The sequence below is a fragment of the Novosphingobium album (ex Hu et al. 2023) genome (genome assembly GCF_022832385.1).
GTDB classification, from domain to species: Bacteria; Pseudomonadota; Alphaproteobacteria; order Sphingomonadales; family Sphingomonadaceae; genus Novosphingobium; species Novosphingobium album.
Genome location: NZ_JALHLE010000055.1, coordinates 1 through 11,112, shown reverse-complemented (window position 1 = coordinate 11,112; position 11,112 = coordinate 1). Strand labels below are relative to the sequence as shown.

The window sequence follows — 11,112 nt, the reverse complement described above, 5'->3', positions numbered from 1 at the left end:
GCGGAGCCGCCATGCGATTTCTGCTCAGCTTTGCCTTGCAGGCCGCCAGCCGTCCCGGCTGCGTGGCCAGCGTCAAGGCGAGCGAAAAATAGTCCTGCTCGTCGCGGGCAATGAGTTCCGGCAGGCCAACGGCATGCAGAAGGCTGCCAGCAACGCGGGACGGGAACGTGCTTCCGGCATGGGTGATTACCGGAACACCAGCCCAGAGGGCATCGCTCGCTGTCGTGTGGGCCCCATAGGGCGCGGTATCGAGCACGATATCCGCATTCTGCAGCCGGCCCAGGTGCTCGGCTTGCGGCATGTACGGAGCAAACACGAGACGGTCGGGAAGTATCCCGCGCCGCAGGGCTTCACCCCTGAGGTTTCCTTCTGCCCGCTCGTCGGCGCGAAGCCAAAGTACGCTGCCGGGCGTGGCTTCCAGCAGGCGGCACCATATGTCAAAGTGCGCCGGGGTCAGTTTGAAAGTCTGATTGAAGCAGCAGAACACCAGGCCGGTATCCGGCAGACCCAGTTCGGCACGCGGCGGTCTGCGGCCGATGGCGCTGTTCCTGCCGTGCGGCTGATAGGAATGCGGCATATAGGCAAAGCTTTCCGAGTATGCGGAAGCGGAGGCCAACGGCGTTGTGAACGGATCGGTGATGATATAATCGCAGATGTCCGCGCCCATCGTGCCGGGATAGCCCAGATAGTTCACCTGAACGGGTGCGGGATGCAGCATCATGATGCCGGTCCGGCAGCCGCGGGTATAACCCTTGAGGTCGACAAGGATGTCGATCCCGGTCCTGTGAATGGCACGGGCAGCCTCGATGTCGGTGTGCTCGGTGATGTCGTGAAAGGCATCGAAGGTCTTGCAGACGCGCTGGCGCATCCCGCCGCCGCTGTCCTCGCCGAAGGAGAAGGCGTGCAGCTCGAAACGGCTCCGGTCGTGCGCTTCCAGAGTTTCGATCAGCAGATGGGAGGTGGCGTGATCGTGGAAGTCGTTGGAGAGATAGCCGATGCGTATCCTGGCCCGCTCGGGCAAGGAGAACCGGAAGGCAAGTTCGCGGCGCTGGGGCAGGCTTGCCGCTATACGGTCCCGCACCCAGAGTTCGGAACACAGGCGGTGCTCATGCGCGGTAATGCCGGGAATAGACAGACAGCGAAAGGGGGGAAGGCTGTCCGGCTCCCCTTCCGCCAGCAGGCCCCGCATCCTCGACGTGGAAACACTGAAGTCGTCCCATTCGCACATGTCGCGGCTGCGGCTCATGGATCTGCTCAAGCGAACACTTTCCTTATGCGGGGCAAATCCGGATTCGCGGCCGGCCGCAGCGTAAATGCTGGCCTGATACCGGTCACTTTCGGCGTGTCGCCGTCCACTTTCGCCTGATGCCGGCAAGCACGGTCCGTGCGGCCTTTTTCGCGGGGATCGACAGACCCGCCGGTGCCAATGCCCTCAAACCGATTTGAAGCGTCAGCACAATTCCGCCGAAAATAAGCGCCTGGAGGGTCAGGAGGTCGGGTTTCATGAGCGCGTCCCCGCTGTTTCGCGACAGGATTGCCGCTGTACTGACGTGGTAGAATCAGAGGCAGCCCTGGCCGCACCCGCACGGCACCCCACGGCGCCCGTTTGTCTATGACAAAGCCGTGATGTCGAACTCGATCGCCTGCCAGCCTTCTTTCGTGGCCGTCGCGATGTCCAGGGGTCGCCCGCCTAGCTTCGCGCAGTGGCTGTTGAGATAGGAAATCGCGGCATCCCTGCTGCCAAGCCGCTCGAAGGCCAGCCTTGTGATGCTTCCTTGCCGGGCTGCCGCATCGGCAGGCAGTTTAAATTTGGATTTCCGTTGCCAGTGGGAGTGAACGGGCTTGGCGTCGGGGTTGTCGTTCGCGGTTTCATCTTGGGAGGACATTGAGGTCTCCTGATCCGGGCAGCGTGGAAGATGGAAGCAATTCGTTTCGATTGCAGCCTGGAAGGAATTCCCTCACCAGCGGTTCTTGGGCCGGTAGAAGGCCTGGCGCCGGACGTCGCCTTCAATGATGTGCTTTTTCAGCTTCGATCGCATCTCTTCGGCGCCTTCCCCGGTCGTGCAGACGAGGTGGGTGCCTCCCGAGAGGAGCGTTTCCGTGCAACTGACCGACACGGCGCTTTTCGCGCAGGCGGCAATCACGTCCTCTTCGGTCAAAGCGAGGTTCATCGCCCGGCTCACAGAGCGTCGCCGGAAGTTGGCCGGTGCGGCGGCAATAGGGAAGCATCGGCTGAGGGACTTGCAGGAGGCATGACGGGGCTCCACGAAAAAAAGCGGGAGCACATATCATCTCTCAGTCAAGACCTGCTCGGTTACGAAAGTCCTGATGGCTGCGATATGGAGAGGCCGGGACGATAACACAAGAGCCTAGCGGGAATGCGCTTCCTCCAGAGCCATGCACAGCAACTCGGACCAATGGCGCTGGCCTGCCCCATCGGCGATGTGATCCTGACGAACTTCGATTTCGGCATAATCGAGTGTGCTGCCGAAGGCGTGACGGGGAATGCTGTAGTCCGTCTCGTCCATGTGGTAAGGCTGGTTATCTCCCACCCGCAACCCCGGTTCACGCGCAAACGCGTCGAGCAGCCGCCGGGAGAAGCTTTCGTTTCCTCCCGCATGAAGGATACCGACATCCCAGGGCCGCACGACTTCCCCGAGAACGGGCGTGAAACTGTGCAAGGCGATGAGGACTACCGGCGTTCCCGGATGCCAGCGCGCCTGGATTTCCTCTGCCAGACGGGCGTGATAGGGCGCGTGAATCTCGTTGACGCGAAGCTCTCGCGCGAGCCCTGTGAGGCCCGCATTGCCGGGTACCGGAGTGGCATCTGCGATGGCAAGGATGGCCTCGGCCGACGAAGGTGCGCGATTGCAGTCAATGACCAAACGCGAATAGGCCTGCGCGAGGAAAACCGCGTCGAGCCTTTCGGACATTGCGGCGCCCAGTTCGGCTACGCCGGTATCGAGCGCGATATGGCGAGACAAGTCTTCCTCTTCGAGCCCGAGAGTTCCCAGCCGGGCGGGGATGGCGCATCCGGCATGGTCCCCGGTCAGAATGAAGGGCGAGCGGCCCCGCGGGTTCAGGCATATAATGGGTTCCGGGTCATCCGGCCCCAGCAAGGGCGGCGGGTTTGCAGACGGTGTCAAAACAGGCCGCAGACATGCCGCTTCTGACCATCCGTCATCTTACCGAGTACTCCTATCGGCAACCCGTCGCATTTGGCGAGCATCGCATCATGATGGGCCCTCGCGAGAGCTATGGCCAGCGGCTTGTCAGCGCCTGATTGAAGATTATGCTGGAACCGGCCCGCCTGTTTCGCCAGCCGCTTCATCTCAGGCTATGTCTACGATCCCGCCAACGGTGTCGCCGGCAACCGCAGCATGACTGTTGAGGCTCGCATTCGCCTCGATGGTGCCACTTCCGGTTAACACAGTGCAACCAACACCCAAAGCGGGTGAACGCAAGGACAATGCTATGCTGCTTCGCGCCGGTTACGAGATCCATTTCGAGGCCCAAGTTCCGACTGCGATGCTCGCGCTTCTGAGCGTCCACCCCTCGAGGAACAAGGATCTGGTGACGCCGCAGCGCATCCAGGCTTCACCCGAAGTACCGATCTACGACTATATCGACGGGTACGGGAATATCTGCTCCCGCTTCACGGCGCCCGCAGGCGCCGTCTCCGTGTCATGCGACTTCATCATCGAGGACAACGGCGAACCCGATGTGCGTGCACCCGATTGTCCGCAAGCGCGCGTCGAAACGTATCCTGACGATGTACTGATCTATCTGCTCGGCAGCCGTTATTGCGAGACCGACCTGCTGATGGACGCGGCCTGGAGCAATTTCGGCCATCTCGCGTCCGCACGCGACAAGGTAGAGGCGGTCGTTGCCTTCGTGAATGGGCACCTGCGTTTCGGCTATGAGCACGCCCGGTCCAACAAGACGGCATGGCAGGGCTATCAGGAGCGGGAAGGTGTGTGCCGGGACTTTGCGCATTTGGCGGTCACCCTGTGCCGCTGCCTCAACATTCCGGCGCGCTACTGCACGGGGTATCTCGGAGATATCCGGGTTCCGTTCGACGAGGCGCCGATGGATTTCAGTGCCTGGTTCGACGTGTTCATCGGTGGCGCCTGGTACACCTATGACGCCCGCCATGCCGTGCCGCGGATCGGACGTATTCTTATGGCCCGGGGCCGGGATGCGACCGATGTCGCCCTTACCACGAGCTTCGGCGATGCCGTGCTGAAGTCTTTCTTCGTGAGGGCCGAGGAAGTGACGTCCCGGACACTCCCGAACTGACGCTCCAGTTCCTTATCTGCTGGCAGGGCAGTGCTCATGTTTCGCGTTCGGATGGAAAATTCTCACTGAAACACGGAGGCTGCCGCGAAAGAAACGACTGCAGGAAGGGCCACCGTCAGAAGACGTGCCGTGCCATGAAGCACGACCATCAATACACCCGCATTTGCGCCCAGAATGCCCGTGGCATAGTCGCCAATGCCCAGCAGGACGCTCGCAAACAGCACATATTGGGCAAATCCGCCCAGTGTCGCTCCGTGGGCGCCCAGGATGAACGGCAATGGCCCGCCAGCGATCATGGTAATCGCAAGAGCCGACCAGAAAGCCGTTCTATCCACTAATCGCGCTCAGCGGAGCGCTCCTTCCGGTTCTTTTCGACTTGCAGCAACTGGTCGGCCATTACACGCCACGCCGCTTCCGACCGCAATTCGCGATCACGAACATTATCGAGCGTTGCATTGAAAGCTGCCAAGGCAGCATCGTTCGCGCGCGCTTCACAGAAATCGCGGGTAAATGCCATTGTTGCCTATCCAAAATGCCGAGTACCGGCCGAAGCGGCACATCCGTCCGCTCCGGCCGGTCCTTAATCAGGCCGACTGCAGGTTTACTGCGGACGTCTTGCCGCGAGCATTGGTTTCAAGCTCGTAGGAAACCCGCTGGTCCTTGTCGAGTGTGCGCATGCCGGCGCGCTCGACGGCGCTGATGTGGACGAAAGCGTCATCGCCGCCGCCCTCGGGTGCGATGAAACCATAGCCCTTGTCTGAATTGAAGAATTTGACGGTTCCGGTGATCATACGGGTATCCTTTGTCCCATGTGTGACGGGCATGCGCCAACAGCGGCACATCCCGGCTTCGTGATGCAAGAAAGGGACAGAGGGGGAGCCTTTGAGCGGCCCAATATCCGTCGCGAGCGACGTCGGCGCGCCATATATAGGGCTCATAGGATAAAATTGATAGTGACTCTTTTTCCCTGTCAATGAGACACGGTCGAATGAAGGCAGGTTCCTTACGTTTATGTGTTACACATGAGGATGATTTCAAAATCGAGTCACGATTGTCCCGTGATAATTGCCGATGCCGACATAGACTTTATGGGCCATGTCAATAATGCAGTGTATCTCAAGTGGGTGCAGGCAGCGGTAATCGAGCATTGGGAACGCGTCGCCTCACCGGCTGCGGTTGCAGCATGTCAGTGGATAGCGCTGAAGCACGAAATTACCTATCGGCGGCCGGCATTCCGGCTCGATCACCTGGTCGCAAGCGTCACCCTCGAAAAAGTCCGCAGGGAAAGTGCCTTTTACGATACCACAATCCAGCGGTGCGGCGAGGTCATTGCGGAGGTGAAATCCCGTTGGTGCTGCATTGATACGGTATCCAGGCAGCCCATACGCGTCACCCCGGACGTCATCGCATGCTTCTTCCCGCGACCCAGTGCCGATGAAGCCACCCAGGCCTGGGAATAGTTCCATCTTGATGCGGTGTTATTGGGCCCTGAGAGTTCTTATGCCCTTTGCATGAGGTCGTGCAAAACCCCGCCGAGGGGTGGCTCTGCAAATAAACAGAGCTCTGCCCGCCGAGCAGTCGGAATTTGGCGTCGAAATGGCGTCGCATGACTTTTTTCAGGGCGAGCGTTCCAAGGCCAAGCCGATGCGACCTTCATTACCACAAACCCTCGCCCCTGGCAGCAAACTTGCGCAGCAAGTGGCTCACCTGAAGCTGTCCGAGCTGCGAGGCCTGGGCTATATCCAGCAATGTGTGATCGCCGTCCAAATCGGGCTGGCTCAGAAAGTTCCTGGCAGCTTTGCGGCCCCCGAGAATGTTGTGGGCCAGGCGCCAGACTTCCTCACGCCTGCGATAGACCAGAGAATCCCTTGGCCACCCACTCCATTGCCTGCCGTGCGAGCCAGGCAAGGCGTGCCGGAAAGGCGGCGTAACACTCGTGCCTGGTCGCCGCTCGCTCATATCCAGCCGGGATACCTTGATACGCCCATTTCTTCACGCAACCGAGTGATACGTTTCTCGTAGTGGCGTACCAGATCGAATTGACGCTGGCGTTTGCCCGTTTGCACATCAGGTGTGTCGAGCTGGATCAATGCCAGCTGATGATGAAAAAGTAGTTGATTGAGATCCATGTCGCACCTCCATTTTGCGGGAGCACGGTGGGTCTCTCAGTCGCCGATTTGCGGAAAATATCCGGCAATAAAATCCTTATACATCATTTTCCGTTAAAAGCCATTTTTTTGGCTTCCCTGCTTCAATAAACACGCCATGCAAATATATTTGCAATTTTCAATTTATCACCTATATGTGAAATTGCTGCGTTATTTGTAACGACAAGCCATGGCCGTATCGCCTGACGCTTCCCGACATCTGCCCAGCTCTCATGCCGCTGTTGTGCCTGCACAACGGCCTGCTTTTCGCATTTCAGGATGGAATGATTGGCCAAGGAAGAACTGCTAACCATGGAAGGGAACATCGAGGAAATTCTCCCCGATGGCCGCTTCAGCGTTCTGCTCGACAACGACCACAAGATTATCGCTTATACGGCGGGCAAGATGCGCAAGTTTCGCATTCGCTCGGTTGTAGGCGACCGGGTCCATGTCGAAATGACGCCATACGACCTGTCCAAGGGACGGATCGTCTTTCGCGAACGCACTCCTGGCCAATCGGGCGGGCCGCCACGCCGGCGCGGCGGCTTCAAAAGATAGGAAATGCGGCCGCTGCGCCGCGAAGACAGGATATCATGCATACCAATTTCACGGGGCCGGCAAGGCCTTCCAAGACCATCAAGCAACGTCACGCAAGCACCCAGTTAACGGCGGTCCTTCCGCTGCCTGGCATGCTCAGCCGCGAACATCTGCGACGGCTTGTTGCCGCGATGGTGGACTGACCGCGGTCTTTTTGGATCCGCAACGGAGCGGCAGTCGCAGCGGCGGAGAATGTTGCGGCCGCGTCACCCTTCCCACAAAGTTATTGTACAAACGAGATCGAGTGGCGGCAGTACTTGCCGTTCGGGGCTTCCTGACCAGGTTGCGAGGATGCCCCCATTTCGCGCCGCCCGAGTGTGAACTGACCTGCTCCCTGCATGCAATGTACGGTAGCTTTAGTCGATTTGCGCATCCAACTGAGACGCTGCCAAATGTCCAACCTCCCCGGCATTCGGTGATGGAGATGCACACCGGACAACATGTCCGCTATCAAGAAGACGAAAAGTCATCACGAGCGGCAAGGATAGGTCGACTGCAGCTGCCATCCATCACCATGTTAGTGCCGCCTGCATGTGATACTTCGATCCGTCCGCAGAACTCTGGTCGCCAAGTAGGCACAGTGCTGCTATCGGCTCGTATCCCTGTATCCTGAAACGGATTCTGCAGCCTTGCGTGCTACGTTCACTCGCGAGGATGAATTTCTTCGAGCGTAGATTTAAGGTGTTTAAAAGATGGCATTCGACAGGGGAAATCGCGGCAATGGCCGCGACCGGTTTGGCGGTGGTGATGATCGCTGGGGCGGCGGCAACGATCGCTTTGGCGGCGGCCAGCGTGGCGGCTTCGGTGGATCGCGCGGCGGCGGTTCGCGTGGCGGCCCGGGCCAGGTTGTCGGTCAGGGCCGTGGCACCGTGAAGTTCTTCAACCCGGACAAGGGCTTCGGCTTCATCGAACTTGAGAGTGGCGGCGAGGATGCCTTCGTGCACATCAGTGCCGTGCAATCCGCCGGTCTCGAAACGCTGGCTGAAGGCCAGCAGCTGGAATTCCAGCTGGTCGAGCGCAACGGTAAGGTTTCAGCGTCGGAGTTGTCCATCGTCGGTGACGTCGTCGTTGCCCAACGTCGCGAACAGGCCCCGGCGCCACATCAGCCGACCGGCGAGAAGGCCACCGGCACGGTCAAGTTCTTTAACGGCGCCAAGGGCTTCGGCTTCATTGTACGCGATGATGGCCAGCCCGACGCGTTCGTGCATATCAGCGCCGTCGAACGCTCTGGCCTGCATGGTCTCTCCGAAGGCGATCAACTCGAATTCGAGATCGAGATCGACCGTCGCGGCAAGGCGTCTGCGATCAATCTGGTCCAGCGCTGACGGACTTAGCCATGGCTGCCGCAGGTGGCCATGGCATCATCTTCGGCTTTCCTGGATCGCATCGCGATCAGCAACGGAAAGCGTGCGCCTTATGTTGAAGGCCCTGATCCAAGCCGCAGCCGACAGGCTGGCAGCGGGGGCAACGATCCGCATCCTTCAGCCGTATGCGGAGCGCATACGGCTGCGAGCGGGCGAGCCGTCTCGTGGAACGGAGGTCCGGCCACATTACTTGAACCCCGGAACTTGCCCCCCGGAACTTGGGTTGATTCAATTCTTGCCTGAAAGGTTGCTCTTCAGCGGCCCTGTCAGGCGACTGATCTTAAACCTGGCCTTGTCCTGACCGAACGATCGTCATGAAAAGGCCAATAAGGCGACAACCGATTGCATGACTAACGACGATCGCAGCGGCGACAACGACTCACCCCTTCTCGACTTTGACAATGGGTCAGTCCAGCGTTTCATCGCGCGCGCCAAACGCAAGGGCGTCATCACGGTCAAGGAGTTGAATGCCGCCCTGCCGCAGGACCAGATGATCACCGATCAGATCGAGGACATCATGGCCGCGATCTCGGAAATGGGCGTCAAGATCATCGAGGACGATGATGACGATGAGGAAGGCGAGCAGGAAGACGGGGCTGAGGCCGTCGATGATCGCGATGACGAGTCCGGTTCGGTTGATGAAGGCAACTCCCGCCGCCGTCCTGGCGAGACCCGCAACGCGGACACGCTCGGTCGTTCCGACGACCCGGTACGCATGTATCTGCAGGAAATGGGCGCCGCCGAGATGCTCAGCCGCGAGGGTGAAGCGGCCATCGCCAAGCGCATCGAAGCCGGCCGCGACATGATGATCATGGGGCTCTGCGAAAGCCCCATGACCTTCCATGCAATCATCGGGTGGTCCGAAGCGCTCAACAATGGCGACATGCTGCTTCGCGAGATTCTCGATCTCGACGCGATGCTCTCCAAGGAGCCGCAGCCTGAAAACCTGAGCGAGGACGGTGCAGCCGATGGCGAGATTTCCGCTGCCACCGCTGGTCCTTCCTTCAAGGACGATGACGACTCCGTCGGGGACAACCTGGAGGAAGTCGACGAAGACGGCAACCCGGTCGCCAAACGCAGGGTCGAAGACGATGAAGAGGACAACACCCTCTCCCTCGGCCAGATGGAAGCCGCGCTAACGCCGGAAGCGCTGGAGAAGTTCGCGCTCATCACCGAACTGTTCCGCACCTTCGAACGCCTGCAGAGAGAGCGGCTGGACGCTCTGGCGTTGGGGGTCGACTTCCCCGGCGCGAAGGAAGACCAGTACCTGCAACTGCGCGAGGATCTCACGGCGCAGGTGGAATCGGTGCAGTTCCACGCGGCCAAGATCGAGTATCTGGTCGACAACCTCTACGGCTTCAACCGCCGCCTGACGGCGCTGGGCGGGCAAATGCTGCGTCTGGCCGAGCGCCACAAGGTCAAGCGCGCCGATTTCCTGGAAGCCTACACGGGCCGGGAACTCGACGACACCTGGGTCTCCGAAGCCGCCAAGACGGACAAAAAATGGGCTGCCTTCGCAGAAAACGAGGCTGAACCTGCCGAGCGCATCCGGCTGGAAATCTCTGACATCGCCACCGCCACCGGCATGGCGATCCCCGAGTTCCGCCGCATCGTCAACATGGTCCAGAAGGCGGAGCGTGAAGCGCGCATCGCCAAGAAGGAGATGGTCGAGGCGAACCTGCGCCTGGTGATCTCGATCGCCAAGAAGTACACCAACCGCGGCATGCAGTTCCTGGACCTCATCCAGGAAGGCAACATCGGCCTGATGAAGGCGGTCGACAAGTTCCAGTACCGCCGCGGCTTCAAGTTCTCGACCTACGCGACCTGGTGGATCAGGCAGGCGATCACGCGTTCGATCGCGGATCAGGCTCGCACCATCCGCATCCCGGTCCACATGATCGAGACGATCAACAAGCTGGTGCGCACCAGCCGGCAGTTCCTCCACGACCAGGGCCGCGAGCCCACGCCGGAGGAAATGGCCGAGAAACTGTCGATGCCGGTCGAGAAAGTGAAGCGCGTTCTGAAGATTGCCAAGGAGCCGATCTCGCTCGAAACGCCGATCGGCGACGAGGAAGATAGCAGCCTTGGCAACTTCATCCAGGACGAGAACGCCGTCATGCCGGTGGACGCGGCAATCCAGGCCAACTTGAAGGAAATGGTCACTCGCACGCTGGCATCGCTGACGCCTCGTGAGGAGCGTGTGCTACGCATGCGTTTCGGCATCGGCATGCCATCAGACCACACGCTGGAAGAGGTCGGACAGCAGTTCTCGGTGACACGCGAACGTATTCGCCAGATCGAAGCGAAGGCACTCCGCAAGCTCAAGCATCCGAGCCGTTCACGCATCATGCGAGCGTTCCTCGATTAGGCACTGGTCGCCAGGCGACGTGGCGGACTTGCGCTTTCTACCGCTTGCAATGGGACCGAACGCTATTGGCGTGGAAGAGAACGGCTAGGCCCGCGCCATAGGCCACGCCCAGCGCCGCCTTGTACTGCATGCCCGGTGCCGACTGGAGCAACCGTGCGGCCTCCTCGACACTCAGCACTTCCGGCAGCCGGGGCACGATGCGGGTGACGACCAAGGCCCGCACCAGATCGCGCCGCTTGAGCGTGACGTTGAAAAGGAATCGCAGTGCCGACACCGTGCCGTTGATGTTCGACGGCCTGCAAGGCAAAGCTGAGCAGAAATCGCATGGCGGCTCCGC

General features: G+C 60.1%; 14 protein-coding genes and 2 pseudogenes. 6 read left to right on the top strand and 10 right to left on the bottom strand.

The features are described from left to right. The 5 genes and pseudogenes from MTR64_RS20965 to MTR64_RS20945 all read right to left on the bottom strand — a co-directional run. Positions 1 to 1,246: pseudogene (locus tag MTR64_RS20965) on the bottom strand (hypothetical protein); the annotation flags it as partial. Positions 1,247 to 1,331: 85 nt separating this feature from the next. After that, positions 1,332 to 1,505 (bottom strand): hypothetical protein, encoded by a 174-nt coding sequence (locus MTR64_RS20960; RefSeq protein WP_243996489.1) that lies wholly within the window; start codon positions 1,503 to 1,505, stop codon positions 1,332 to 1,334. A gap of 105 nt (positions 1,506 to 1,610) precedes the next feature. Continuing rightward, positions 1,611 to 1,886 carry a hypothetical protein gene (locus MTR64_RS20955; RefSeq protein ID WP_243996486.1) on the bottom strand — a complete coding sequence of 92 codons (276 nt, stop codon included), beginning with the start codon at positions 1,884 to 1,886 and terminating at the stop codon, positions 1,611 to 1,613. A gap of 72 nt (positions 1,887 to 1,958) precedes the next feature. Further along, complete coding sequence (locus MTR64_RS20950; protein WP_243996484.1) at positions 1,959 to 2,183, bottom strand: hypothetical protein; 225 nt, start codon at positions 2,181 to 2,183, stop codon at positions 1,959 to 1,961. A gap of 186 nt (positions 2,184 to 2,369) precedes the next feature. Continuing rightward, positions 2,370 to 3,119, bottom strand: coding sequence for an N-formylglutamate amidohydrolase (locus tag MTR64_RS20945; protein WP_243996497.1), 750 nt, complete (start codon positions 3,117 to 3,119; stop codon positions 2,370 to 2,372). Between the two features lie 41 nt (positions 3,120 to 3,160). Between MTR64_RS20945 and MTR64_RS20940 the strand changes: the two genes are divergently transcribed. Further along, positions 3,161 to 3,283, top strand: coding sequence for a transglutaminase N-terminal domain-containing protein (locus tag MTR64_RS20940; protein ID WP_084384853.1), 123 nt, complete (start codon positions 3,161 to 3,163; stop codon positions 3,281 to 3,283). Between the two features lie 191 nt (positions 3,284 to 3,474). After that, positions 3,475 to 4,299, top strand: coding sequence for a transglutaminase-like domain-containing protein (locus MTR64_RS20935; protein WP_067734051.1), 825 nt, complete (start codon positions 3,475 to 3,477; stop codon positions 4,297 to 4,299). A gap of 62 nt (positions 4,300 to 4,361) precedes the next feature. On the opposite strand, the gene MTR64_RS20930 is transcribed toward MTR64_RS20935, so the two are convergent. The 3 genes from MTR64_RS20930 to MTR64_RS20920 form a co-directional block, all read right to left on the bottom strand. Next, positions 4,362 to 4,634 carry a hypothetical protein gene (locus tag MTR64_RS20930; protein ID WP_243996482.1) on the bottom strand — a complete coding sequence of 91 codons (273 nt, stop codon included), beginning with the start codon at positions 4,632 to 4,634 and terminating at the stop codon, positions 4,362 to 4,364. Next, the gene (locus MTR64_RS20925; protein ID WP_067734053.1) at positions 4,634 to 4,816 is read right to left on the bottom strand and encodes a hypothetical protein; all 183 of its coding nucleotides are present in this window, start codon (positions 4,814 to 4,816) and stop codon (positions 4,634 to 4,636) included. Before MTR64_RS20925 ends, MTR64_RS20930 begins: the two co-directional genes overlap by 1 nt. A gap of 67 nt (positions 4,817 to 4,883) precedes the next feature. Further along, entirely contained in the window at positions 4,884 to 5,090 is a 207-nt protein-coding gene (locus tag MTR64_RS20920; RefSeq protein WP_243996480.1) for a cold-shock protein, read from the bottom strand. A gap of 231 nt (positions 5,091 to 5,321) precedes the next feature. On the opposite strand from MTR64_RS20920, the gene MTR64_RS20915 reads away from it, so the two are divergent. Next, on the top strand, positions 5,322 to 5,759 hold the full coding sequence (locus MTR64_RS20915; protein WP_419144975.1) for an acyl-CoA thioesterase: 438 nt from the start codon (positions 5,322 to 5,324) through the stop codon (positions 5,757 to 5,759). A 495-nt stretch (positions 5,760 to 6,254) separates the two neighbouring features. Here MTR64_RS20915 and MTR64_RS20910 read toward each other — a convergent pair whose 3' ends face one another. Then, positions 6,255 to 6,428, bottom strand: a complete 174-nt coding sequence (locus MTR64_RS20910) for a hypothetical protein (RefSeq protein ID WP_243996477.1) — start codon at positions 6,426 to 6,428, stop codon at positions 6,255 to 6,257. A gap of 306 nt (positions 6,429 to 6,734) precedes the next feature. On the opposite strand from MTR64_RS20910, the gene infA reads away from it, so the two are divergent. From infA to rpoD, 3 genes are all read left to right on the top strand, one after another. Then, positions 6,735 to 7,004: a translation initiation factor IF-1 gene (infA, locus tag MTR64_RS20905; protein WP_067738237.1), complete on the top strand. Its 270-nt coding sequence runs from the start codon at positions 6,735 to 6,737 to the stop codon at positions 7,002 to 7,004. Between the two features lie 731 nt (positions 7,005 to 7,735). Further along, positions 7,736 to 8,368, top strand: coding sequence for a cold-shock protein (locus MTR64_RS21530; protein WP_327194301.1), 633 nt, complete (start codon positions 7,736 to 7,738; stop codon positions 8,366 to 8,368). Positions 8,369 to 8,753: 385 nt separating this feature from the next. Then, positions 8,754 to 10,775: an RNA polymerase sigma factor RpoD gene (gene rpoD / locus MTR64_RS20890; RefSeq protein ID WP_243996476.1), complete on the top strand. Its 2,022-nt coding sequence runs from the start codon at positions 8,754 to 8,756 to the stop codon at positions 10,773 to 10,775. 37 nt (positions 10,776 to 10,812) lie between these two features. Here rpoD and MTR64_RS20885 read toward each other — a convergent pair. Continuing rightward, positions 10,813 to 11,112, bottom strand: a pseudogene (locus MTR64_RS20885) (hypothetical protein); the annotation flags it as partial.